We start from the raw sequence: 24148 nt of genomic DNA, 5'->3' as shown, positions 1-24148 counted from the left end.
GGTCACGGCTCCTCGTGGTCGGACGGTTCTCTCGGTGGGCACCGGTTCTGCTACTTCGTGCTGGGTACGGGTTCCGGTTCCCAGGGACGCGACCAGTCCGCGCCTCCGCGGATGGCACGCAGCATCTCGTCGAACGCGCTGTCGTCGGAGTAGTAGAAGACCGACGGGTCGGCGCCGGAGGTGACACCGGGTGAGGAGCGGGCGCTCGCCCCCGCCAGCAGGTCGGCGAGCCGGTGGTAGAAGGTCTCCAGCGGCAGCCGGGTGGGGAACAGGGCGTGGTAGCAGTCGAACAGCTCCGGGTCGTCGCTGATCAGCTGAGACCGGCTCTCGTCGTACAGGTCCGTGCCGGGCAGCGGGGTCAGTACCGAGAAGCTCGGCATGTCGACCTGGAGCTCCTGCACGGTGTGGTTGAGCCGGGCGAAGTCCTCGTCCAGCCAGTTGGGCTGCACGATGAAGTTGGCCCGGACCTTCACCCCGTTGGCGTGGAAGAGGTCCAGGGCCCGCCGGGTCTGGCCCGGATCGGTTCCCTTGCGGTAACCCGACAGCTCGTCGTCGGTCATCGACTCCGCGCCGACCAGTACCGAGTCCAGCCCGACCTCGGCCCAGCGGGCGATCACGTCGGGCCTGCGCAGTGCCGTGTCGGTCCGTATGTACATGTGGAAGCGCTTGCGGAATCCGGCCTTGTCGATGGCGTCGGCGAGCTCCAGCATCCGTCCGGGCTGGATGAACGCCTCGTCGTCCACCACGTAAAGATTGCTGCCCTCGATGTCCGCCATCTCCGCGAGCACCCGGTCGATGTCCTTGACCAGGTAGCGCCGGTCCGTCATCCGCCACAGCGAACAGAACTTGCAGGTGTACGGACAGCCGGCGGTGAACCGGATCAGCGACACCGGGCGGTACACCGAGTGGAAGTAGTCACCGCGGTGGTGGGAGAGCAGCGAACGGTCGGGCATCGGCAGGTCGTTGAGCGCCGCCGGCTTGGGGCGCCGGTCGCGCTCCAGGCCGGTGCGGGAGTCGTACGGGGCGAGGCCCTGCACGGGAGAGGGGGAGCGGCCGGCCTCCAGCTCGCAGGCCAGGTGGCTGAGAGCGGCGCCGCCCTCACCGGCGACGATCCAGTCGGCCGAGAAGCCGTTCAGCCACTCCGCCGACACCGTCGGATGGTGGCCGCCGAGCACGATCGGCACGTCGGGCCAGAGCCGCCGCGCCTCCCGGCTCACCTCCCGCGAGACGTGCACGCTGGTCGTGTACGGGATGGCCACACCGATCAGGTCGGGGGGCTCGTGCGTCTGCGCGTACGTCTCCAGCGGCGGGTCCAGCCGGAGATCGTGGATGGTCACGTCGTGGTCGCCGCGCAGCGCGCCGCCGAGATACTCCAGCGGCAGCGGCTCGCAGCAGCTCAGCCGGTCACTGAGGAGGGCCCGTTCGTTACGAGGCCACACCAGCAAGACCCTCATCGAGTCCCTCCCTTTCGTTGGTCCCGTTCCCCGTGCCGGTGCCCCGGGCCGACGGCCCGTCCTGGCAGAAGACGGAGGTCGCGATGGCGTGCAGCCGCTCCGACTGGACGCGGGGGTCGTCGCCGCCCAGGGCGGTGGCGAACATCCGGCTCATGGCGGTGCCCTCGTGGATGCCGCGCTTCGGCCGCCAGGCCACCTCGGCGGGCAGGACCTCGGCCGCGGCACTGCGCAGCACCCACTTCGCCGTGCCTTCGCGGACCTTGAGCCGGCCCCGGATGCCCAGGGCCGCCGTCATCACCTCACGCGTCCAGTACGGGTAGCGGACGACGATGTCGCGGGCGTCGGCGAAGGCCGGGCCGAACTCGTTGCTCCGGGCGGTCGCGGCGGTCTGCGCGACCACCGCCCGCTCGATGTCCTCCTCGCCGCCGGTGCCTCCGAGCCCGGCGAACAGCAGGTCGGCCCCGTAGCCGGAGAGCAGGACCTGACGCCGCTCGGCGGCCATGGCGGTGAGCTGGAAGCAGGCCGGTGCGGCGATCTGGAGCGTCAGCAGGTCCCAGGTCTCCAGTGAGCGGATCATGTCCGGCAGCAGCTCCGTGAGCTGCTCGGGGCCGAACATCAGCTCGTGGTGCTTGCTGCCCAGGCGGTCCGCGAACCACGCGGCCTGCTCGAACTCGTCGCCGAACGGCGTTCCCACGGTGTACGTGTGCAGCTCCGCGCCGGAGCTCTCCCGGGCGGCCAGCGCCGCGACCGTCGAGGAGTCCACACCGCCGCTCAGCATGACCCCCAGTTCGTCGGACCCGGCGGCCAGTCGGGCCACCGAGGACCGCAGCGCCTCGCGGACGGCGGCCACCGCCTCCTGGGGACCGGTCGTCACCGGCCTGTCCGGCAGCCCGCGCACCTGACGGGTGGCGACCGGCTCGGTTCCGTACGCCTCCACGGCCAGCGTCACCGCGGTGTTCGCCGGGACCGCCGTCACGCCCGCGAAGCGCCCGCCCGGCAGCAGCGACTGTGCCGCGCCGCCGAGCACCGGGGGCCCGGCCAGCAGTGGCAGCACCGCGCCGGCCGAGGTGGCGACCAGCAGGGTGTCGTCGGCGCCGCGCGCGTAGTGCAGCGGGCAGGTGGCGCCCACGTCGCTCCAGAGGGTGGCCCGGCCGCCGCGTACCAGCACCGCGCAGTAGCGCGCGTGGGACCGCTCGGTCCAGGACAGCAGCTCGTCGAGCGGGGCGTGGACCGGCGGGGCCTCCTCGGTCAGCCGGTCACCGTGCACGACCAGCGTGTCCGCGCCCTCGCGCACCACCAGCGTGCTCAGTCCGCGACCCGGTCCCAGGGGCTGGAACTCCACCGGGCCCGAGTGGCAGCGCAGCAGGAAGCCGGCCATGTCAGTACACCCCTTCGACGCGTCGTCCTTCGGTGAATTCGGGGGAGTACGGGTCCCCCAGCCAGGGCCAGGGATAGCGCTCGGCGGCCACCCCGTACGGGCGCACCCGGCGGGCCCGGTCGCGCTCCAGGAAGCCGGGGACCAGCGCGTCGTCGGTCAGCCGCCAGACCCGGACCCGGCCCTCCTCGCCGTACGGCACCTCGGCGCCGTGCTCGTCGATGACGTCCAGGGCGACGTGCGGGCGGCAGGGGACGTAGACCACCCGGTGGCCGTCCTCGGCCTCGAACGGCTTCTGCCAGTTGATGCCGGTGGTCGACGTGCCGTACATGCCGACGACCGGCACCCCGGGGAAGACCTCCTCGCGCAGCTCGCGGTGGGCGTCGGGCTCCATCGTCGTACCGGCGTGCACGATGGCCCGCACACCGGCCAGCGGCTCGGTGCCCAGCCGCTCGGGCAGCATGTCCAGCAGCCGCGAGGTGCAGAACACCACTCCGATGTCCTGGGAACGGACGACTTCCTCCACCTGGTCCCAGATGTGCCGCACGTACCGGTCGTACGCGGCCGTCATGCCCTCCTCGCCGAAGATCTTCACGATCCGGGGGTCGAGGTCGATCGAGAAGCACATGCCGCCGCGCCGCTCGGCGAACGCGACGACGAGCCGGCCCGTCGTGTGGGGGCCCATCGGCCCGACGAACAGCCAGTTGGTGTTCCTCGGCACCCCGTGCAGATCCAGGAACTCGTCGGAGAACTCCAGGATGTCCGCCCAGTAGCGGGCGCCCCAGGTGCCGTGCTTGGCGGGCCCGGTGGTGCCGCCGGTCTGCGCCGCCCACAGCGCGCCGCCCTCGCCGAGCACCGACCTGGGGACGAAGTTCTCCAGAGGGGTACGCCGCGACGCCTCCTCGTAGTGCATCTGGTCGGCGCCCTCCGTCAGCCCGAGCAGGGTGACCGCGTTCTGGAAACTCTGGACCTTCTCCAGGCCGTTGGTGCCCATGCGCCGGTCCCGCTCCAGCCAGTAGGGGGTGCCATGCCGGGGGTCTAAGTGGAGGCGGACGGTCCGGCGAACGTCGGCATCGGTGATCTGACGGAGCACGGACGCGCTCGGCGTTGGCATGGCGGTTCCCTCTTCTCTGATGCTGTTCCTGCCGCCGGTCACGCGGAGGCGCCCGGCAGAACTGCCTTCTTCTTGAACAGGAAGTCGGCCAGATACCCCTCGTGCGGATCGCGGGGGTCGTAACCGCGGTCGAAGTCGTCGCCGCCGAAGACCTTGTCGACGCCCGGCTCCTCGGCGAGCGCCCTGACCAGCCCGCCCGCCTCACCGAGCACGGACACGATCAGCGAACCCGCGCAGGCCGTGACCGCCTTGGAGCGCGGCACGTGCGCGACGGCCGTGAAGGGGAACGGCAGCTCTGTCCCGAACAGCGGTGAACCCGCGTCCAGCAGCAGCACCGTGGGACGCAGGTACGCCACGCCGTCCAGATCCACCCGCAGTGGCACCCCGGTGGCGGCCCCGGTGACGTCGACCGCGCCCGCCGCGATCTCCCGCTCGACACGCGTCGCCAGCGCGTCCCGCACGGCACGGTCGGGGAAGGCGGGCACCGACGCCGACGGGTCGTCGAGCGGCAGCACCGGGCGGTCCGCGAACTCCCGGGCGAGCTGCCCGGCGGCCTCTTCGGCGTCACCGAGCACGACCAGGGAGCTGATGTTGGTGCACAGCCGGCCGCAGCCGGCGAACGCCTCCCGGGCGAGCCGCCCCCAGGCGTCCTGGGGAACGCCGTCACCGACGAGCGCCCTGCTGCGGCCGTAGTGGTACGTCTTGACCTTCCCCGGCGGCAAGTCCCCCGGCACATCCTCGCCGGGCCACAGCACCTGGTCGGCCAGCCGGCGCAGGGCGGGCGCGTCGCCGTGGACCAGCGACACCGCGTTGTCCGGCAGCCCGGCGGCGTACAGCGCCTCCGTGACCAGCACCGCGGTGAACGGGTCCCTGGCGGAGGTGCTCAGCAGCACGGGCCGGCGCGCGGCCAGCGCCTGCATCCACTCGATGCCGATGGTCGGGAAGTTGTCGGGCACCCGCACGTGCACGGAGCGCCCGGCGGGCCGCCAGCTCCACCGCGGGTCGTCGCCACCGGTCCGGTACGCGGAGACGGTCCCGTCCGGGGACTGCGCGGCGAGGATCTCCTCCATACGGCCCAGGTCGTCAGCGACCGTACGGACCCCGCGCTCCGCCCGCCGCAGCGGCAGACCCGTCGCGGCGGACAGCGCCCGCAGCCACGGGCCGAGCTCACCGCCGTCCAGCCGGGCGGTGAGCCGCCCGGCCGCGTCGCGCAGCAGCCCGAACCAGGCGTCGTCGTCGATCCCGCGCAGGACCCGGGCCGTCTTCTCCGCCTCCTGCGCCATGCCGAACTGCACCAGCCGACCGGCGTTGCCCAGCCGCGCCAGCGGCCGCCCGGCACCGTCGTCCAGCAGCCCGGGACGGTTCGACATCACCGGGCGCGAGCCCGAGTACGCCGGGACGTCCAGGGTGCCCCCAGTGCCCGGGACAGCCGGGGAGGCCGTCCCGGCCGCTGTCGTGAGCATCGTCACTGGACCTCCGGGACCAGGGCCGCGGGCTCCTTGGCCATCGGGGCGCCGCCGTCCATCAGACCGAGGCGCGTCTGCACGGTCTTGAGGTTCGCGAGGAAGGCGATGCGCTTGTACTGGCCGTCCTTGCGGGTCGGGGTCATGTCGTCGTAGAGCTTCCACAGCTCGTCGATGGAGCACGCCGGACTCGACGTCACCGGGACGTGCCCGGTGTAGCAGTCGGTGTCGCTGGTCTCCACCGTGAACTCGACGCGCTTGGCCATGTCCTTCTCCAGGTCCGCGTGGAACGGCACGAAGAAGCACGGGGAGACGATGTCGTGCGGGTTGTCGCCGAGCCGGGCCTGGAGCCAGGTGATGGTCGAGCGCATCGCCTCGTCGGTCTCGCCGGGGATGCCGAGGATCATCGTGGCCTGGGTGCCGATCCCGGCCTTGCCCAGGGAGTCCAGGGCCCGTTCGGTCACCGCGACCTTGACCGGGCGGCCCAGGCGCTTGAGCAGCGACCAGTCGAGCGTCTCCACGCCCACCAGCAGCCGGAAGCAGCCGGACTTGCGCAGCATCTTCGCCATGTCGTCGTCGATCAGGTCGGGCCTGGCCTTGGCCTCCCATTCGAACTTGCCCTGGAGACCGGAGTCCTCGATGGCCTGGCAGAGCTCCTGCATGCGCGGGACATCCTCGACGAAGTCGTCGTCCTCGATCCGGATACGGTCGAATCCGTGCACCTCGACCAGTTCGCGGATCTCCGCCAGTACCCGCCCGGCGCTGTGCCGGCGCTGGCCGACACCCCACTGGTGCTTGGAGTAGCAGTAGGCGCAGGCGTACGAGCAGCCGCGGGCGGTGACGACATTGCCGGCCCGGCCGCGCGAGATGGTCCGGTACCGCTCCATGTCGGCCAGGTCGCGGGCCGGCATCGGCAGCTTGTCCAGGCGCATCACCTGCGGGGCGGCGGGTGTCTCGACGACCTCGCCCTCGTCGTCGCGGAAGACGATGCCACGCACCTTGTGGAAGTTCTTGCGGCCGTTGTTGCCGAACTCGTGGACCAGGTGCGAGAAGGTGACCTCCCCCTCGCCCTTGACGACGACGTCGGCGGAGCCGTCCTCGACCAGCCGGCGGGCCAGCGGCGTCGCGCCGACACCGCCGAGCACGGTCAGCGCCCGCGGGTGGTGGTGTTTGACCTCGGAGGCGAGCTTGACGCCGTTCTTGAGGCTGGAGGTCAGCACCTGGATGCCGACGACGTCCGGGTTGTAGCCCCGCAGCGGCTCGTTGGGCGTGGCGAGCGGCCTCTGCAGGACGAAGAGCTGGTCGTCGATGAAGTGGACATCGGTGCCCGCGGTGTCGTGGAAGGTGCCCTCCCGCAGTACGGCGGCCAGGGACAGCAGCCCCAACTGCGGTGCGGAGATCGACTCCCCTGAGTACGCCGACCGGCGAGCGTTCACGAGAAGAACTTGCATGCTTGTCTGCCTCCTGCGAGTGGACAGTCCTCAGGCGCGGCCGGGCTGACCGCCCGCAGCCTGTGTGCACACGGGGCCTGTGGGCCGGCGACGTGCTGTGCGTGCGGCCCGCGAGTCACACGGTGGGCCTGCTCCGGTCGTCAGCTGGTGATCGGGGACGGGGGGCGCCGGGTGTCGGGTCCGGCGTGAAGAAGTGCCCGGAGGCGACTCCGGTCGATCGACAGCGGTGCTGGAAGAGCTGGGCCGGACTGCACGTGTGCTCCAGAGCACCACGGCCCCCGTACGCCGTCCAATGCCTTTACCGGGTCACCCCCGCACTGCGGTGGCATGGGCGCGCGAACCCTCTTCGGCCATGCCGTCGGCGCATCACGGCGATGCGTCAACGGCTGCTGTGCCGGGCGCCGACTCTGTGGCAGCATCGCTGCGGAGTTCAGCGGATCGAAGTGACCCTGCACGTGCTCCGGAGAGGTACCGATGACCGCTTTCCAGCGACCGGCCGACGCAGCGGACGTGCTGACGATCACGTCGGACCCCGAGGCGGACCGGGAGACGTTCGAGCGGGACGGAGTGATCCGCTGGGACAACGTCCTGACCCCCTCCCAGGTGATCGCGCTCCGCGCGTCCATGGAGCGGGCGTTCTTCGCCGGGGGTGACGAGCCCGCGGACGGCGTCCTCGACCTGTCCGAGACGACGGAGAGGCCGAGCGACCGGGCATTGCTCCAGAAGATCGGCATCTGGCAGAACGACCCGGTGTGCGAGGAGCAGATCCGCCGCCCCGACCTGGTGCCCCGGGTGGAGGCCCTTCTCGGCGGACCGGTACGGCTCTTCCGTGACCACTCCTTCTACAAGCCCGCGGGCAAGGGCGAACGCAGCCGCCTGGTGCTGCACCAGGACAATCGCTACTGGCACCTGGACCCGCCGGACGCCGTCACCATCTGGATGGCCCTGGACGACGCCACCCTGGAGAACGGCTGCGTGCACTACGTGAAGGGCACCCATCACCTGGGCAAGGTCGAGCACGTGCGCCCCGAGGAGGGTGCCGTCCTCGTCGAGGCCCTGACCGACCAGGAGACGGTGCCGTACCCCGTCCCGGCGGGCAGCGCCCTGGTGCACCACATCAACACCCTGCACGGCTCGGGCCCCAACCTCACCGACCGGCCCCGGCGGGCCTACTCGCTGGTCTTCGTGCGGGCCGACACGACGGTGCGCGGCCGGCCGATGACCGAGTACCCGCTCGCCGCCGACCTGATCCGGTGAACGGTCCGATGACGGGCACCGCTGCCGGGGGCCCGCCCGCCGGGCCCGCCGGCCTCCACCCGGACACCTACGAGACGATCATCCTCGAACGTGCCGACGGCATCGCCTGGGTCACCCTCAACCGGCCCGAGCGGCTCAACGCCACCACCGAGCGCATGCACCACGAGCTGATCGACGCCTTCGCGCGGGTGGCGGACGACGGGGTCACCAAGGTGCTCGTGTTCACGGGCGCCGGTGACCGGGCCTTCTGCATCGGCAGCGACCTGGGGTTCCTGGGCGAGGTGCTGGCGGGCGACAAGGGCGACACCGAGATGTTCGAGGTCTACCTGGAGCGGATGAACCGGGTCGCGTTCGCCCTGGAACGGCTGCCCATGCCGACCATCGCGATGGTGCAGGCCAAGGCGCGGGCGGGCGGCTTCGAACTGGCCATGGCGTGCGATCTGGTGCTGATCTCGGAGGAGGCGCGGATCGGCGACGTCCACACGCCGTACGGCCACATGCCGGGCGCCGGCGCCTCCCACCGGGCGGTACGCAAGATGGGGCTCCAGCCCGCCATGGAGATGCTGCTGACCGGCCGTTGGCTCACGGCCGCCGAAGCCGTGTCGACGGGGCTGGCCCTGCGGGCGGTTCCCAAGGACCGGCTGCGCGAGGAGACCACCGCGCTCGCCGCCACGCTGGCCGCTGTGCCGGGCGACTGCCTGCGCCATCTGAAGGCCGCCGTCATGGGCGGTCTCGGGGTCTCGGGGGAAGAGGCCGTCGCGGTGGAGACGCGGGAGTACCTCGCGTTGATGCGGGGCTCCACCGGACCGGTGGACGGTTTCCGCAAGAGCCAGCGCGAACGCGCGGCCCGCCGCGGCGAGGCGGGCTGACGGCGCTCACCGCGGGGGCGGCTCAACCGACGCCCCCGTAGCGGCGCTTGGCGTCGGCGAGTTCCTCGACCCGGGTGGCGTCCCAGGGGCGCTCCCACCCCGCCAGCCGCAGCAGCCAGGTGACGAGGCTCGCGGTGAATCCCCACAGGAACAGCTCCCCGGTCAGGAAGCCGGGGCCGGTGTAGCCCTCCGTCATGCGCACCCGCAGCCGGCCCGCGGGATCGGCGAGGTCCCGTACGGGCACCCGGTGCACGGACACGATCTCGCCGCCGTCGCCGACGGGGACCGTACCGCCCTCCCACCAGCCCAGCACGGGCGTGACGGAGAAGCCGCTCCAGGCCAGGTACAGCGGGCGCAACGCGGCGACGACGTGGATGGCCGCCCGGTCGAGACCGGTCTCCTCCGCGGTCTCACGCAGGGCGGTGTGCACCGGGTCGCGGTCCTGCGGGCCCACGGAGCCGCCGGGGAAGCACACCTGCCCGGGGTGGTCGCGCAGCGCGCCGGACCGCCGCAGGAACAGCAGGTCGGGCCCGTCCTCCCCGGCGCCGAACAGCACCAGGACGGCGGAGGACCTGCCTGACGCGGGATCTGGCGAGGTGTACCGCTCCAGTTCGGGAGCGCTGTCCCGGCCGGCCCGCACGGCCACGTCGGCCAGCCAGGGGGGTACGTGGGGGCCGGGCGCAGGTGCCGTGTCGGGAGCCACGGCCACCAGCGTAGGCGAGCAGCCGGTCCCGGGCGCGGGTCTCCCGCCGCATTGGCGGGGAATCGGTCATGCCCTTTGCGGTGCCCCGCGATGCGTACGGGGCATGGCTGCCGGAAGGTGCTGTCCTTGGGCCCGCGGGGACCCCTGTGCGCCGTGGGGTGCCCGGTACCTTGAGGGGATCGCGCCGCAGGGGCGGGTGTCTCGGGGAGGACAGCGGATGAGTGTGCGTCAGGGGACGGACGGGGCGGGGCCGCCGGTGACGGGGCCGCTGAACGCGCTGACGGACGTCACCGGGCTGCGCGTCGGGCACGCGGGGCGCAACGGTGACGGCTGGCTGACCGGTGTCACCGTGGTCCTCGCACCGGAGGACGGCGTCGTGGCCGCCGTCGACGTGCGCGGGGGCGGCCCCGGGACCCGGGAGACCGACGCACTGGACCCGCGCAACCTCGTGGGGCGGATCGACGCGGTGGTGCTGACCGGCGGCAGCGCCTTCGGGCTCGACGCCGCCGGCGGTGTGGCGCGCTGGCTCGAGGAGCGGGGGCGCGGCTTCCGGGTGGGAGCCCGCCCGGACCAGGTGGTCCCGGTGGTCCCCGCCGCGGCCCTGTTCGACCTCGGGCGCGGCGGGCGGTGGCGGGCCAGGCCGGACGCGGACCTCGGGCGCGCGGCCGTCGAAGCGGCGGACGCCACGGAGGCGGGTGCCCCGGTGGCACTGGGGTGCGTCGGTGCGGGCACCGGCGCGGTGGCCGACGGGATCAAGGGTGGCGTCGGTACGGCGAGTGTCGTCCTGCCGTCCGGGGCGACCGTGGCGGCCCTCGCGGTCGTGAACGCGGCCGGTTCGCTGCTCGACCCCGGCAGCGGAGTCCTCTACGGCGCCCGCACGGGCCTCGGTGACGAGTTCCTGGCGCGCGGGCTGTTCGCCGCGGACCCGGGCGGGAAACGGCACACCCGGGCGCGGGACCGGCTTCTCGCGGCCCGCGCGGAGACCCGGCGGCGCCAGTCGGGAGAGGCACAGCCGCTCAACACCACCTTGGCCGTGATCGCCACGGACGCGACGCTGACCCGTCCACAGGCACAGAAGCTGGCCGGCACCGCCCACGACGGCCTCGCCCGCGCGGTGCGCCCGGTGCATCTGCTCACCGACGGCGACACCGTGTTCGCGCTCTCCACCGCCAGGCTGCCGCTGGTGCCGGAGAGCCAGGAGCCCCCCGGCGGTGCGGAGCACCGCTCGGGCTGGGGCGCGCACCTGGAGGCCATGGAGCTCAACGCGGTGCTCGCGGCCGGGGCCGACGTGCTGACCCGGGCCGTGGTGCACGCGGCCCTGACCGCCGAGAGCGTCGACGGACCGGGCGGCGACTTCCCCTCGTACCGCGAGCTGTACGGCTGAGGCCAGGGACAGTCAGGGGCCCTTATTTGTCCGGCGTACGGACGAGGGACAGCAGCCCGCCCAGCACGGCGAACAGGGCGAGGAACAGCACCGTGCCGACGCCGTCGACCGGGTCCTCGACCACATGGCCTCCGAGGAGGAACCACACCCCGGTGCCCGCGACGACGAGCAGATGGTTGCCCCGCTCCCGCATCACGCGCATCCCCGCCCACAGCAGCACCGGCATCAGCACCACGCCGGCGACCAACGCCAGTACCGACTCGACGGAGCCGGCCAGGAAGGCGTCCGGCTCGGCTGCCCGTGCGTCCGACGCCCAGTCCCTGCCGCCCGACCACATCAGGTAGCAGGCGGTGGCGGCCACCGCCGACGCGACCGCGCCCTTCGCTCCGCGAGCGGCGCGGATTCCCACCGTAATCGTCATACCTTCAGCCTTTCATGGCGCAGGCAGGGGACCTGAGTACACGTACTCAGATCCCCTGCCGATTCTCCGGGCTTCTCCGTACCTACAGCGTGTTCTGCAGACTGTCGGCGTAGAGCCGCGCACCCGGGATCTTCGGGTGGAACGACTTCATCGAGGGGGCGATGTTGCCCGGCAGCCAGCTCGGGTCACGGGCGTCGGCCTTGGCGTGTCCGGACAGCACGATGCCGTGGACCGTCTCCGGGTCACCGCAGATCGCCTTGCCGGCGAACTCGTCACGCGGGTCGGAGAACACGGCCTTGGCCGCGTACAGACGGTTCGCGTCATTGACCGCACCCTGCATCTCGCCGGCCAGCGTGTCCGCCATGCTGTTCAGCCACGGCGCCTCCGCGGTACCGATGCCGAGGACACACCCTCCGACGCCCTCCAGGAGCCTCGGGTAGCCCATGAGCACGATCTTCGCGTTCGGGGCCTTCTTGTGGAGCTCGTTGAGCATCCCGGTCAGACGCGGCCGGATCTGCTCGTTGAGCCACTTCGGAGCCCACTGGTCCAGCGGGCCGGTCGTGCCGCCGGTCTTGCTCCCGTTGTCGGGATCGACTGCGTCGATGGAGTTGTTGTTGCACACGGTGCCGGCCGTGACGCACTCCTTGATGATGTCGGCGAACCGGGCGTCGTTACCGCCGACCGACAGGGTGACCAGCGTGGTGTTCTGGTCGAGGTAGCCCTGCTGGATCTGCGGCAGTTCGCTGTTCTGGCCCTTGCTCAGGATGTTGTAGTACCGGGCTCCCGAACACGCCACGAACTGGTAGTCCATGATCTTGTCGCGGTCGTCGGCCATCGCCCCGATGGACTTGGTGTAGCCGGGCAGCGTGGCCTGCCGGGACCAGGCGTACTTGGACCGGTGGCAGGTGTTCTCGGTGTCCGGCTGCTGCGCGCTGTAGTAGTCGGACTCGGTGTAGTAGTCGTCACCGCCGTTCTCGGAGGCGCCTTCACCCGAGGAGTACGAGTCGCCCATGGCGACGACCTGGTGACTCGGCTTGGCGCCCAGCGGCTCGAAGCCGACCGAGTCCCACGCCACGTCCTCGGTCCCGTTTCCGTCCTCCGTCACGTTCGACAGCGCCACGGTCGGCACGCCGGTGAAGTAGAACGCCCCGAGCGACACCCACTTGTTCTCCAGCACACGCTGGGGCTTCACCCGCTTCGGGCTGGTGGAGTTCGTACCGCCCACGACATAGGCGGCCTGGCGGGTGTGCGCACCGTGGTCGGGCACGTGCGCCCAGACCCGCATCCAGCCCCGGTCCGTCGTGCCCAGCGTCCAGGTGCCCGTCGTCTTGAGACGGGTGGCGTCCGTCGTCCCCACCTTGTTGGTGTGGGTGAACCAGAAGTGGTTCTCGTTCCCCGCGCCGATCTGATGGAGGTCGATCCTCGACGAGGCGGTACCGAAGTCGAAGTTGAACGTCCCCGACGAGCCGACCGCACCGCAGGAGCGCGTGGCGGAACCCACTGGGGTGACGCCGTTGGCCACGTCGTCGACGATCCTCGTGCCGGTGGGCAGTCCTGCCGTGCACCGCGGCGGATAGGAGTTCTCGTCCGGCTGTTCCGGATAGGTGTCGTTGAAGCGGTGGAGCGGGTGCCCGCACTGGGCGCTGGAGTCACAGTTCTTCCAGGTGACGGACTTGTGGAACCAGCACTTCAGGTACAGCGGGTCGGACTCGTTGCCGGGCAGCAGGCAGGGGCCGCCACCGGTGTTGTTCGTCGCACCCGTGCTGATCTTCGACGGGTTGCAGTCGTTGCTCGCGTCGCAGAACAGGCCGATCGGGGGCTTGGCCGTCGTACGGTTGGCCGTGGACGTCCACCAGGCCGCGCGGTAACCGGGCTGGAAGTCGCCGGGCTTGAACATCGCCGCGAGCGGCCGGGCGGCCCAGCCGATTACCTTCTCGGAGTACGGCCAGTCCTGCGGGTGCGCGGCGTGGCTGTAGTCGTCGTAGCCGGCGTAGTCCTCCAGGAACGGGGTGCGGTTCTCCTTCCACAGCGGATTCGCCGGGTTGTTCGTCCAGCCCACGCCCCACTTGCCCGAGGTGGTGCCGGACGAGGCCTGCGTGTAGTAGCCGCTGTTGTACGCCCACAGGGCGAAGAACCAGTTCTCGATGTACTTCGGGTTGCCGCCGTTGATCATCAGCCCGTCGGCGCGCGTCTGGTTCCACTTCTCGATCAGGATGTTCACACCCGCCGCGATGTTCGCCGCGTAGTCGAGCGCGATGGCCTCCTGCTGCGCCACCGTCTTCGTGGGCTGGCCCTTGCCCGGGAGCCGCATGCCGTCGGTGACCTGCGTGACACCGTAACCGCAGTCGGACTTGCTCCAGTTGATGAGCCAGGGGTCGCTCTGCTCACCGTCGGACGCGTACTCGATGCCGTAGAAGTTGCCGATCAGCGGGTTGGCCGAGACACCCGGAACCGCGTACCGGGTGGCCTGCCACATGTTCGACTCCTGCGCCGTGATGCCGAGCATCACCTGCGCCGGTACGTGCCAGTCGGCACCACTGCCGCCCGCCAGGGGCGTCAGGGGGAACATCGACTGCGGGGCGTACCCCGCCATGCCGGTGTTCTTCCAGTTCGCCGGCCTGGTCACATGCTTGTTGAGCTGGCCGACGACGGCCTGGTCCACGGCCCACTCGATCTGCCGCGGGGTCGGCTGGAACGCCTGCTTCTTCACGTCGTTCCTGGGCACCGAGCACGTACGGTCCGCGTCGACCGGCGTGGCCATCGTCGACACACCGCCGGACCTGGCCGCCCCGGTCAGTGCCGGGCTCATCGCCGTCGCGGCGCGCTGGGCGCTCTCGTCGCCGAACCGGTTGCCCGGCGCGGCGTCCAGAACGGCCGTCTCACCCGTGTCGAGCGCCTTCAGGGTGATCCGGGCGGCGCGCGGTGAGGCGGCGTCCTGCGCCGAGATCCGTGAGTCCTTGCCGTCGGCCCACGCGGTGGTGACCGCTGCGGCTCCGTGGCTGGAGATCCGCGCGTCCTTGGCGATGCCACCCGGGTTGCGGACGGCGGCAGGCAAGGCGCCCTTGCTGCGCGCCTCTCCGGTGACGTACACCGCGCCCGAGGGCGTACGAGCGATGTCGAACCGGCTCAGCCCGCCCTCGGCGAGCTTCGCAGCCCTGCCCTTCCCGTTCGACGCACGCAGGGCGCCCGCGCCGACCCGGGATACGGCCGCCCGGTCGTCGGCCGACGATCCCGCCTTCCCGCCGGGGAGGCGGTCGATGAAGGTCACACCCCCGTCGGCGTCCGGCTTCAGCTGGAACGGCGGGGCGTGGGTGGGGGCGACCGTCCGCACCTTCGCGCCGTCGATCTTCACGAGCTGCCGGCCGCGCGCGGCGACGATCTCGCCGCCGACCGGAACCGCCGAGGTGACCTGACCGGCCACCGTGGCCTTGGTCGCGGTGCCCGTACGGGCCGCGACCCTGACCAGCCGGGTCTCGTTCCTCTTGGAGGTGTTCTCGTCGGTGAACTGGGAGAACACCACGTCCTCGCCCGTGCCGCAGCCGGGGGAGAAGTACGCCAGCGTGGCCTGGAACGGCAGCTTGCGTACGTCGCCGTTACGCAGGTCCACGATGGCCGTGAACGCGCCGCGGCTCATCAGGTCGGGCTTGTTCGTGAACGTACGGGGGGCGTAGGCCACGGCGGCGTACCGGCCCGACTCGGTCAGACAGGCGTTTCCGATCCACGCGTCCGTGTCGAAGCCCGGCTCGGACAGCGAGGCGGCGGTCTTCCACCGGTAGCCGTCCTTCTCGTCGGCCACCATCACGTGGAAGCCCGAACCGTCACCTGACGTGGTGAACGCCCGGTCCGCGGAGGCCCGGTGGTCAGCTCCCAGTACCTCGGCGCGCTCCTTCGCGGGAACCGAGCGGGGCCTGACTCCGGGGCCGGCCCCGTCGGCCGGGGGAGCGGTGGGCGAGGACCAGCCGTTGGCTGCCCCCGGGGGTACGGCGTCCGCGAACGCCTGCGTCGTTCCGACACCGCAGGCCACTGCGAGAGCGGCGACAGCGGCGACCGGAACACGCGCATGTCTTACTATGCTGCGTCTCAACTTCCCGTCCTTTTTTCTGGTGTTCGCGCCCAGAGCAGGGCGCGTGACCGCACCCGGAAGCCGGCGCCCGCAGGCATACGAAGGCTGGCTCCCTGGGGCGGAGACTTTGTCCCGCCTGACCGGACCGGGTGTGGGGCCCGGTGCGGGCGAACGGGATGGGCTGCGGGAGATCGTGACTCGACCGCCGGTGGGGGGCTCGTACGCGCCATCGTGGCACCGGCTGCTCTTCTGCCGCTCTCTCCCCGCTCGCACCGCCGGAACCCGCTTCGGACCCCGACAGGGCCTGGAGCGAGGGAAGTTTGACCGCTCCGGCACCCCGGGTCAGGATGGCCTCCATGCAGCGACCCCGCGCCCGGCGTTCCGCCCTCGCCGCATTCGCGCTGGTGGTGCTGACGGCCTGCGGAACGGACGCCACCCCGGCGCGATCCCCGTCCGGGACCACGGGCGTCCCGTCCGGGACTCCGAACGCCGAACGCAGCGGATCGGCCGCCCTCGAACGGAAGTTCACCGCCCTGGAGCGGGAGTTCGACGCTCGCCTCGGCGTGCACGCCGTGGACACAGGTACGGGCCGCGAGGTGACGCACAACGAAGACGAACGCTTCGCCCACGCCTCCACCTTCAAGGCGCTGGCCGTCGCAGCCGTCCTGCGCAGGTACTCCCTGCGCGGCCTCGACCGGGTCGTCACCTACTCCCGCGACGACCTGGTGCCCCGCTCCGAGGTGACGGAGAAGCACGCCGGTACGGGGATGACCCTGGCCTCCCTGTGCGACGCGGCCCTGAGGCACGGCGACAACACCGCGGCCAACCTGCTCCTGGGCCAACTCGGCGGCCCCCAGGGCCTGAACACCGTACTCAAGGAGATCGGCGACGACGTGACCCGCACGGACCGCCGTGAGACCGAACTGAACCAGTGGTCCCCGGGCGCCACCCGGGACACCAGCACCCCCAGGGCCCTGGCCGAAGATCTGCGGGCGTTCGTACTCGGAGACGCCCTCGGCAAGGACGAACGCACCCAGCTCGCGGCCTGGCTCCGCTCCAGCACCACCGGGACCACTCTCATCAGGGCCGGCGTGCCCGAGGACTGGGTCGTGGGCGGCAGGGCGGGCGCCGGAAGCGCCTACGGCGTCCGCAACGACATCGCGGTGGTGTGGCCGCCCGGCCGCGCGCCCGTCGTGATGGCGATCATGTCGAACGGCAGAAGCGAGGACGCCGCCTACGACGACCGCCTGATCGCCCGTGCGGCGTCGGCGGTCACGAAAGCCCTGGCACCGGAGCCAGAGTGACGGTGCACTGCCGTACGCCGCAGCGCGAAGTGGGCACGAAAAAAGGCCCTCTGCTCAGCATTTCCGCTGGGCAGAGGGCCATCAGGAAGCGTCGTCGGCCGGAGCTCCGGCGTCCTGGAGGAACCTGGGTCTCGGGCAGAGCGACGAGCCGACCCGGCGCCGGACGCGGCCGGTGGCCGCAGGCATCCGCTGCGGCAGAGGTGTCCCGACCGTCGCGCGCTCGTGATCAATGCCGACAACGACGAAGGCCCGGACTCAGCAGAACTGAGTCCGGGCCTTCATGCTTGGCACTTCAGCTGGTCGGCGAGTTGATCGCGTTGTCCCGGCTGGAGTGCCCCCGGCAGGATTCGAACCTGCGCACCCGGCTCCGGAGGCCGATGCTCTATCCCCTGAGCTACGGGGGCGTGTCGCTGTGTTGTGCGGCGACGAGTGAAACCCTACCAGCTTCCGCGGGCTGTCCGTGAACAGGTATTCACGCGTCCCCGGGACGTCCGACCGCAGCCGGAAGTGGGTAAAACCCGGACGCGGCCTCTCCGGCGGACCTACCCTCGGAGGGTGTCTGGCGCGTCCGGCCGCGTGCTTGTTGTCGATGACAGCAAGGTCATCCGGCAGTTGATCAGGGTCAATCTCGAGCTGGAGGGCTTCGAGGTCGTGACCGCGGCTGATGGTGCGGAGTGCCTGGATCTGGTGCACCGGCTCTGCCCGGATGTGATCACACTCGATGTGGTGATGCCCCGGCTCGACGGAGTCCAGACCGCCGCCCGGCTGCGTGCCGATCCCCGGACGAGTCATCTGCCCGTCGCGATCGTCAGCGCCTGCACGCCGTACGAGGTCGAAGCGGGGGTCGCCGCAGGGGTGGATGCCTTTCTGGCCAAGCCGTTCGAGCCGAGCGAGCTGGTGCGGATGGTCCGTCGTCTGATGCACCGTGAGGACCAGCCGTCGGTCGACGACAGGCGTGGTGCAGGGCGCGCGGGGAGCCCGGCGGGCTGACCGCATGGCGAAACGGGGTCGCGAGGTGCCCCCCCTCCTCCCATACGCTTGTCCCGTGACTCCGGCAGATCTCTCCCGAACCGTGCTGCACGCCGTGCGGCGCGCGGTCGACGAGGATGCCTTGCACGTGCCCGTACCCGCGCGCGTGCGAGTGGAGAGGACCAGGCCCGGCGGCAGCGGCGACTACGCCTGCGCCGTGGCTCTCCAGCTGGCCGGTCCCGCCGCCCTGGCGCCCCGCGAGGTGGCGCGGCTCCTCCGGGACCGGGTCGCCGGTACGCCCGGGATCGGGCGGGTCGAGATCACCGGCCCCGGCTTCCTGAGCTTCACGCTCGACGCCTCGGCCGACGCCGACGCCCGCGCGGCCCTCGTGCACGAGGTGCGGGAGAAGGGCCTCCGGTACGGGTGCGTCACCTCGAACGCAGGGCAGCTCCACCGGCTGCACCACCGGCGCGAGGTCCGGGCCGCGGCCGTCGCCGGGTCCGTGGGGCGCGTCCTGCGCACCCAGGGCGGCCAGGTGCTCACCGGCTGCACCGAGGACGCCGACAGCGACTGGGAGTGGCTGCGGGCTCCGCTCGTCCCGCACGACGGAGCCCCCGGGAGCATCGAGATCCGGCCGGTCCCCGCGGGTGCCACGGCCCGTGAGCTGCTCGCCCGGCTCGGCCCCGACGCCGCCCTCTGGGGGCTGCTCAGGCCGGCAGGTCACGACCGCGCCCAGCTCGGCGACGACCTCCTCGTGCAAGGCGCGGCCAATCCGCTCTTCCTCGTCCGTTACGGCCGCGCCCGCGCCCACGCGCTCACTCGCGCTGCCGCGCGGCTGGGTTTCTCCGCCGTGTACGAGGAGGACGTCGAGGCGCCCGCGCTCCACGCCGCACTCGCCGACTACCCCGGCGTCCTCGCCGCGGCCGCACGCCACCACGCACCCGACCGGGTCGCCCGGCACCTCGAAACGGTGGCGCACGCCTTCTTCGACTTCCACGACGCCCGCGCGCCGCTCCCCGTCGGCGACGAGAAACCCTCGGCCGCCCACCGCTCCCGGCTGGCCCTTGCCGAAGCCGCCGGAACGGTGCTGGCAGGCGGCCTGTCCGTGCTCGGCATCAGCGCGCCCCGACACCTCTGAGACCCGAAAGAGCAGAACACCACGATGAGCCGATCCGCCCACCCCGCCGGCCCCCGTCACGCCGATGTCCTCCACGAAGGGCACTACTCGGCGCCGCCCGCCGACCTGAACGTCCTGGACGAGAAGGTCTGGTCCCGAACCGTCACCCGCGACGCGGAGGGCGCGCTCACCGTCGGCGGCATCGGGGTGGCACGGCTCGCCGAGGAGTTCGGCACCCCCGCCTACTTCCTCGACGAGAGCGACTTCCGGGCCAGGTGCCGCGCCTGGTCCGACGCCTTCGGGCGGGACGCCGACGTGTTCTACGCGGGCAAGGCGTTCCTGTCGCGCGCCGTCGTGCGCTGGCTCCAGGAAGAGGGGCTGAACCTCGACGTCTGCTCCGGCGGCGAGCTGACCACCGCGCTCGACGCCGGGATGCCCGCCGAGCGCATCGCCTTCCACGGCAACAACAAGAGCCAGGACGAGATCGAGCGCGCGGTCCGGCTCGGCGTGGGACGGATCGTGCTCGACTCCTTCCAGGAGATCGTGCGGGTCGCCGATGTCGCCCAGCGTCTCGGCAAGCGGCAGCGCGTGCAGATCCGCGTCACCGTCGGTGTCGAGGCACACACCCACGAGTTCATCGCCACCGCCCACGAGGACCAGAAGTTCGGCATCGCGCTGGCCGGGGGACAGGCCGCCGAGGCCGTCCGCAGGGTGCTCACCCTCGACGGCCTGGAACTCATCGGCATCCACTCGCACATCGGCTCGCAGATCTTCGACATGGCCGGCTTCGAGGTCTCCGCACGCCGTGTCGTGCAACTGCTCGCCGAGGTGCGCGACGAGCACGGCGTCGAGCTCCCCGAGATCGACCTCGGTGGCGGGCTCGGCATCGCCTACACCTCCGAGGACGACCCGCGCGAGCCGCACGAGATCGCCAAGGCGCTCAGCGACATCGTGACCCGTGAGTGCGAGTCGGCAGGACTCGCCACCCCGCGCATCTCCGTCGAGCCGGGCCGCGCCATCGTCGGCCCCACCGCGTTCACGCTGTACGAGGTCGGCACCATCAAGCCCCTCGAAGGCCTCCGTACGTACGTCAGCGTCGACGGCGGGATGTCGGACAACATCCGCACCGCGCTGTACGACGCCGAGTACAGCGTCTCGCTCGTGTCCCGCCGCTCCGATGCCGAGCCGATGCTCGTGCGTGTCGTCGGCAAGCACTGTGAGAGTGGCGACATCGTGGTCAAGGACGCGTTCATGCCGGCCGACCTCGCACCCGGCGACCTGATCGCCGTGCCCGCCACCGGTGCGTACTGCCGCTCCATGGCGAGCAACTACAACCACGCCCTCCGCCCGCCGGTCGTCGCCGTGCGGGACGGCGAGGCGCGCGTCATCGTCCGACGGGAGACAGAGGAAGATCTTCTGTCACTCGATGTCGGCTGATGAAATAGTCGTCTCAGGATCCGGACTGGTGGCAGAAACTCCCGTCCGGTGAGTGAGACTGGTCCACACACCAGATGTATGAGAAACGAGGTCGGATGATGCGTACGCGTCCGCTGAAGGTGGCGCTGCTGGGCTGTGGAGTGGTCGGCTCAGAGGTGGCGCGCATCATGACGACGCACGCCGACGACCTCGCCGCGCGCATCGGCGCACCGGTGGAGCTCGTCGGTGTAGCCGTCCGCCGACCCTCCAAGGTGCGGGCGGGAATCGATCCCGCACTGATCACCACCGACGCGACCGCCCTGGTCAAACGGGGTGACATCGATGTGGTCATCGAGGTCATCGGGGGCATCGAGCCGGCCAGGACGCTGATCACGACAGCGTTCGAGCACGGCGCGAGCGTCGTCTCCGCCAACAAGGCGCTGCTCGCCGAGGACGGCGCCGCACTCCACGCCGCCGCGGAGAGTCAGGGCCGGGATCTCTACTACGAGGCGGCCGTGGCCGGTGCCATTCCCCTCGTACGTCCGCTGCGCGAATCCCTCGCGGGGGACAAGGTCAACCGCGTCCTGGGCATCGTGAACGGCACCACCAACTTCATCCTCGACAGGATGGACACGAGCGGAGCCGGATATTCCGAGGCGCTCGACGAGGCCACCGCCCTCGGATACGCCGAGGCCGACCCGACCGCAGACGTCGAGGGCTTCGACGCCGCCGCGAAGGCCGCGATCCTGGCCGGTATCGCCTTCCACACCCGGGTGAAGATCGGCGAGGTGCACCGCGAGGGCATCACCGAGGTGACTGCGGCGGACATCGCGTCCGCCCGCCGCATGGGCTGCACGGTCAAGCTCCTCGCCATCTGCGAGCGCGCCGCCGACGGCAGGTCCGTCACCGCCCGTGTCCACCCGGCGATGATCCCGCTCAGTCACCCGCTGGCCTCCGTGCGCGAGGCGTACAACGCGGTCTTCGTCGAGGCCGAGGCGGCCGGGCAGCTGATGTTCTACGGCCCCGGCGCCGGTGGCGCGCCGACCGCCTCCGCGGTCCTCGGCGACCTGGTCGCGGTCTGCCGCAACAAGCTCGGCGAGGCCACCGGCCCCGGTGAGTCCGCGTACACGCGTCTGCCGGTCAGCCCCATGGGCGAGGTCGTCACGCGGTACCACATCAGTCTCGACGTGGCCGACAAGCCTGGCGTACTCGCCCAGGTCGCGACAGTCTTCGCCGAACAGGGCGTATCCATCGATACGGTCCGCCAGCAGAGCCGGCCGGACAGTCAGGAAACCGGCGGCGAGGCCTCCCTCGTCGTCGTCACCCACCGCGCGCCCGACGCCGCCCTTTCGGCGACCGTCGAGGCGCTGCGCAAGCTGGACACCGTGCGCGGTGTCGCCAGCATCATGCGTGTTGAAGGGGAGTAAGGACCCATGACCACCAAGCGCACCCACCAGTGGCGCGGCATCATCGAGGAGTACCGGGACCGCCTTCCGGTCACGAGCACGACTCCGGTCGTCACGCTCCGTGAAGGTGGCACGCCGCTCGTTCCCGCTCAGGTCCTCTCCGAGCGCACGGGCTGCGAGGTACACCTCAAGGTGGAGGGCGCCAACCCCACCGGGTCGTTCAAGGACCGCGGCATGACCATGGCGATCACCCGCGCCAAGGAGGAGGGCGCGAAGGCCGTCATCTGCGCCTCCACCGGCAACACCTCGGCCTCCGCCGCCGCCTACGCGGTGCGGGCCGGCATGGTCTGTGCCGTCCTCGTGCCGCAGGGCAAGATCGCTCTCGGCAAGATGGGCCAGGCGCTGGTCCACGGTGCCAAGATCCTCCAGGTCGACGGCAACTTCGACGACTGCCTCACCCTGGCCCGCCAGCTCTCGGACAACTACCCGGTGGCGCTGGTCAACTCGGTCAACCCGGTCCGTATCGAGGGCCAGAAGACCGCCGCGTTCGAGATCGTCGACGCGCTCGGCAACGCCCCGGACATCCATGTCCTGCCGGTGGGCAACGCGGGCAACATCACCGCGTACTGGAAGGGCTACACCGAATACGCGGCGGACGGCCTGGCCGCCCGCACCCCCCGCATGTGGGGCTTCCAGGCGTCCGGTTCCGCGCCCATCGTGCGCGGCGAGATCGTCAAGGACCCCTCGACGATCGCCACGGCGATCCGGATCGGCAACCCGGCGTCCTGGCAGTACGCGCTGGCCGCGCGGGACGAGTCGGGCGGCTTCATCGACGAGGTGACGGACCGTCAGATTCTGTCGGCGTACCGCCTGTTGGCCTCCCAGGAGGGCGTCTTCGTCGAGCCGGCCTCGGCCGCATCGGTCGCCGGACTGCTCAAGGCCGCCGAAGAGGGCAAGGTCGATCCCGGCCAGACGATCGTCTGCACGGTCACCGGCAACGGCCTCAAGGACCCCGACTGGGCCGTCGCGGGCGCCCCGCAGCCGGTCACGGTCCCGGTCGACGCGGTCGCCGCGGCCGAGAAGCTGGGCCTCGTCTAGGACCTGCTCCCGTCGCCTCGTCCGGCCCGTCCGGCGAGGCGACGAAACGGCGGCAGGACCAGCTCAACCGCCCCTTTTCGGGGCGGAGAGCGCATAGGAGGCGGGCGACACGCATCGTGCGCCTCCTGTGCGCCCTATGTCGCGGCAGAACCTTCCTTCGATAAGCTGTACCCATACGCTCCGTCGAAGTCGACGCGGCGCGGTTGCCGTCGTGGCCGTCGGGTCCGCCACCGGATATCCGCCTCACCCGCACCACGACTCCACAGCCGCCCCGCTCCAGACCCCCGCACGCCGATCCACCGCACCACATCCCCGCCGCCTTACAAGGAGAGTCGTCCAGCCGATGGCCGGTCCCGCGTTCCGAGCTGCCGCCGTCCGGGTGCGCGTCCCCGCGACCAGCGCCAATCTGGGCCCGGGCTTCGACGCCCTGGGCCTGTCCCTGGGGCTGTACGACGACGTCGTGGTCCGGGTCGCCGACTCGGGGCTGCACATCGACATCGCGGGTGAGGGCGCCGAAACCCTGCCCCGCGACGAGCGCCACCTTCTCGTACGCTCCCTGCGCACCGCCTTCGACCTGCTCGGCGGACAGCCCCGCGGCCTCGAGATCGTCTGCGCCAACCGCATCCCGCACGGCCGCGGCCTCGGCTCCTCCTCCGCCGCCATCTGCGCCGGAATCGTCGCCGCCCGCGCCGTGACGACCGGCGGTGACGCCCGCCTCGACGACGCGGCCCTGCTGGAGCTGGCGACCGAGATCGAGGGGCACCCCGACAACGTCGCCGCCTGTCTGCTCGGCGGCTTCACCCTCGCCTGGATGGACGGCGGAGCCGCCAGGGCGATCAGGATGGACCCGGCGGATTCCGTAGTCCCGGTGGTCTTCGTGCCGGGCAGGCCGGTCCTCACCGAGACTGCCCGTGGACTGCTCCCGCGCACCGTCCCGCACGTGGACGCGGCGGCCAACGCCGGTCGTGCCGGCCTTCTCGTCGAGGCCCTGACCAGGCGTCCCGAGCTGCTGCTCGCAGCCACCGAGGACCGGATCCACCAGGAATACCGGGCGCCCGCGATGCCGGAGAGCATGGAACTGGTCAACCGTCTGAGGGCCGACGGTGTACCGGCCGTCATCTCCGGTGCGGGCCCCACGGTCCTCGCACTGGCCGACGAGGGTTCGGCCGACAAGGTCGCCCGACTGGCGGGCGAGGGCTGGGCGGCGAACCGGCTCGCACTCGACGCCACGGGCGCGAGCGTGCTGCCGCTCGCACCGTAGTCACATGTGATTACCGGTGAGTG

18 protein-coding genes and 1 tRNA gene are annotated in these 24148 nt (G+C 71.5%); 10 read left to right on the top strand and 9 right to left on the bottom strand.

The annotated features are described in order from the left end of the window. Positions 1–50 precede the first annotated feature (50 nt). Genes F0344_RS10085 through F0344_RS10065 form a run of 5 tightly spaced genes read right to left on the bottom strand, consistent with a single transcriptional unit; the run spans position 51 to position 6857 of the window. The gene (locus F0344_RS10085; protein WP_185298462.1) at positions 51–1454 is read right to left on the bottom strand and encodes a B12-binding domain-containing radical SAM protein; all 1404 of its coding nucleotides are present in this window, start codon (positions 1452–1454) and stop codon (positions 51–53) included. Continuing rightward, positions 1426–2832 (bottom strand): asparagine synthase C-terminal domain-containing protein, encoded by a 1407-nt coding sequence (locus F0344_RS10080; protein WP_185298461.1) that lies wholly within the window; start codon positions 2830–2832, stop codon positions 1426–1428. The genes F0344_RS10085 and F0344_RS10080 overlap by 29 nt, the downstream gene beginning before the upstream one ends. A gap of 1 nt (position 2833) precedes the next feature. Next, positions 2834–3943 carry an AMP-binding protein gene (locus F0344_RS10075; protein WP_185298460.1) on the bottom strand — a complete coding sequence of 370 codons (1110 nt, stop codon included), beginning with the start codon at positions 3941–3943 and terminating at the stop codon, positions 2834–2836. Positions 3944–3981: 38 nt separating this feature from the next. Next, a complete protein-coding gene (locus tag F0344_RS10070; RefSeq protein ID WP_185298459.1) occupies positions 3982–5406 on the bottom strand; it encodes an aldehyde dehydrogenase family protein in 1425 nt (474 codons plus the stop codon). A gap of 2 nt (positions 5407–5408) precedes the next feature. Further along, entirely contained in the window at positions 5409–6857 is a 1449-nt protein-coding gene (locus F0344_RS10065) for a B12-binding domain-containing radical SAM protein (RefSeq protein ID WP_185298458.1), read from the bottom strand. Between the two features lie 474 nt (positions 6858–7331). Here F0344_RS10065 and F0344_RS10060 point away from each other — a divergent pair, with 474 nt between their 5' ends. Further along, a complete protein-coding gene (locus F0344_RS10060; protein ID WP_185298457.1) occupies positions 7332–8114 on the top strand; it encodes a phytanoyl-CoA dioxygenase family protein in 783 nt (260 codons plus the stop codon). An 8-nt stretch (positions 8115–8122) separates the two neighbouring features. Then, complete coding sequence (locus tag F0344_RS10055; RefSeq protein ID WP_185298456.1) at positions 8123–8983, top strand: enoyl-CoA hydratase/isomerase family protein; 861 nt, start codon at positions 8123–8125, stop codon at positions 8981–8983. Between the two features lie 22 nt (positions 8984–9005). On the opposite strand, the gene F0344_RS10050 is transcribed toward F0344_RS10055, so the two are convergent. After that, the gene (locus F0344_RS10050) at positions 9006–9686 is read right to left on the bottom strand and encodes an NUDIX hydrolase (RefSeq protein ID WP_185298455.1); all 681 of its coding nucleotides are present in this window, start codon (positions 9684–9686) and stop codon (positions 9006–9008) included. A gap of 217 nt (positions 9687–9903) precedes the next feature. Here F0344_RS10050 and F0344_RS10045 point away from each other — a divergent pair, with 217 nt between their 5' ends. After that, positions 9904–11070: a P1 family peptidase gene (locus F0344_RS10045; RefSeq protein ID WP_185298454.1), complete on the top strand. Its 1167-nt coding sequence runs from the start codon at positions 9904–9906 to the stop codon at positions 11068–11070. A 22-nt stretch (positions 11071–11092) separates the two neighbouring features. On the opposite strand, the gene F0344_RS10040 is transcribed toward F0344_RS10045, so the two are convergent. Further along, a complete protein-coding gene (locus F0344_RS10040) occupies positions 11093–11491 on the bottom strand; it encodes a hypothetical protein (RefSeq protein ID WP_185298453.1) in 399 nt (132 codons plus the stop codon). An 82-nt stretch (positions 11492–11573) separates the two neighbouring features. Further along, positions 11574–15575, bottom strand: coding sequence for a GDSL-type esterase/lipase family protein (locus tag F0344_RS10035; RefSeq protein WP_258049824.1), 4002 nt, complete (start codon positions 15573–15575; stop codon positions 11574–11576). 326 nt (positions 15576–15901) lie between these two features. Here F0344_RS10035 and bla point away from each other — a divergent pair, with 326 nt between their 5' ends. Continuing rightward, positions 15902–16858 carry a class A beta-lactamase gene (gene bla / locus F0344_RS10030; protein WP_185298452.1) on the top strand — a complete coding sequence of 319 codons (957 nt, stop codon included), beginning with the start codon at positions 15902–15904 and terminating at the stop codon, positions 16856–16858. Between the two features lie 332 nt (positions 16859–17190). Here bla and F0344_RS10025 read toward each other — a convergent pair. Then, positions 17191–17262, bottom strand: a tRNA-Arg gene (locus tag F0344_RS10025). Between the two features lie 151 nt (positions 17263–17413). Here F0344_RS10025 and F0344_RS10020 point away from each other — a divergent pair. From F0344_RS10020 to thrB, 6 genes are all read left to right on the top strand, one after another. Next, the gene (locus tag F0344_RS10020) at positions 17414–17848 is read left to right on the top strand and encodes a response regulator (RefSeq protein WP_258049823.1); all 435 of its coding nucleotides are present in this window, start codon (positions 17414–17416) and stop codon (positions 17846–17848) included. Between the two features lie 55 nt (positions 17849–17903). Beyond that, entirely contained in the window at positions 17904–18965 is a 1062-nt protein-coding gene (nrtL, locus tag F0344_RS10015) for an ArgS-related anticodon-binding protein NrtL (protein WP_185298450.1), read from the top strand. 24 nt (positions 18966–18989) lie between these two features. Continuing rightward, entirely contained in the window at positions 18990–20381 is a 1392-nt protein-coding gene (lysA, locus tag F0344_RS10010; protein WP_185298449.1) for a diaminopimelate decarboxylase, read from the top strand. A 95-nt stretch (positions 20382–20476) separates the two neighbouring features. Next, positions 20477–21787 carry a homoserine dehydrogenase gene (locus tag F0344_RS10005; RefSeq protein WP_185298448.1) on the top strand — a complete coding sequence of 437 codons (1311 nt, stop codon included), beginning with the start codon at positions 20477–20479 and terminating at the stop codon, positions 21785–21787. A 6-nt stretch (positions 21788–21793) separates the two neighbouring features. Beyond that, entirely contained in the window at positions 21794–22864 is a 1071-nt protein-coding gene (gene thrC / locus F0344_RS10000) for a threonine synthase (protein WP_185298447.1), read from the top strand. Between the two features lie 343 nt (positions 22865–23207). Then, the gene (thrB, locus tag F0344_RS09995) at positions 23208–24125 is read left to right on the top strand and encodes a homoserine kinase (RefSeq protein WP_185298446.1); all 918 of its coding nucleotides are present in this window, start codon (positions 23208–23210) and stop codon (positions 24123–24125) included. Positions 24126–24148 lie beyond the last annotated feature (23 nt).

It is taken from the genome of Streptomyces finlayi (assembly GCF_014216315.1).
Lineage (GTDB): Bacteria > Actinomycetota > Actinomycetes > Streptomycetales > Streptomycetaceae > Streptomyces > Streptomyces finlayi_A.
Note: the sequence above shows the minus strand (reverse complement) of the source record. Positions and strands in the feature narration are given on the sequence as shown.

Excerpts from the sequence above, each read along its gene's own strand:
- F0344_RS10060 (WP_185298457.1), top strand. The coding sequence starts at position 7,332 with ATGACCGCTTTCCAGCGACCGGCCGACGCAGCGGACGTGCTGACGATC.
- F0344_RS10070 (WP_185298459.1), bottom strand. The coding sequence starts at position 5,406 with ATGCTCACGACAGCGGCCGGGACGGCCTCCCCGGCTGTCCCGGGCACT.
- thrC (WP_185298447.1), top strand. The coding sequence starts at position 21,794 with ATGACCACCAAGCGCACCCACCAGTGGCGCGGCATCATCGAGGAGTAC.
- thrB (WP_185298446.1), top strand. The coding sequence starts at position 23,208 with ATGGCCGGTCCCGCGTTCCGAGCTGCCGCCGTCCGGGTGCGCGTCCCC.
- bla (WP_185298452.1), top strand. The coding sequence starts at position 15,902 with ATGGCCTCCATGCAGCGACCCCGCGCCCGGCGTTCCGCCCTCGCCGCA.
- lysA (WP_185298449.1), top strand. The coding sequence starts at position 18,990 with ATGAGCCGATCCGCCCACCCCGCCGGCCCCCGTCACGCCGATGTCCTC.
- F0344_RS10045 (WP_185298454.1), top strand. The coding sequence starts at position 9,904 with ATGAGTGTGCGTCAGGGGACGGACGGGGCGGGGCCGCCGGTGACGGGG.
- F0344_RS10085 (WP_185298462.1), bottom strand. The coding sequence starts at position 1,454 with ATGAGGGTCTTGCTGGTGTGGCCTCGTAACGAACGGGCCCTCCTCAGT.
- F0344_RS10075 (WP_185298460.1), bottom strand. The coding sequence starts at position 3,943 with ATGCCAACGCCGAGCGCGTCCGTGCTCCGTCAGATCACCGATGCCGAC.
- F0344_RS10055 (WP_185298456.1), top strand. The coding sequence starts at position 8,123 with ATGACGGGCACCGCTGCCGGGGGCCCGCCCGCCGGGCCCGCCGGCCTC.
- F0344_RS10065 (WP_185298458.1), bottom strand. The coding sequence starts at position 6,857 with ATGCAAGTTCTTCTCGTGAACGCTCGCCGGTCGGCGTACTCAGGGGAG.
- F0344_RS10080 (WP_185298461.1), bottom strand. The coding sequence starts at position 2,832 with ATGGCCGGCTTCCTGCTGCGCTGCCACTCGGGCCCGGTGGAGTTCCAG.
- F0344_RS10040 (WP_185298453.1), bottom strand. The coding sequence starts at position 11,491 with ATGACGATTACGGTGGGAATCCGCGCCGCTCGCGGAGCGAAGGGCGCG.
- F0344_RS10005 (WP_185298448.1), top strand. The coding sequence starts at position 20,477 with ATGATGCGTACGCGTCCGCTGAAGGTGGCGCTGCTGGGCTGTGGAGTG.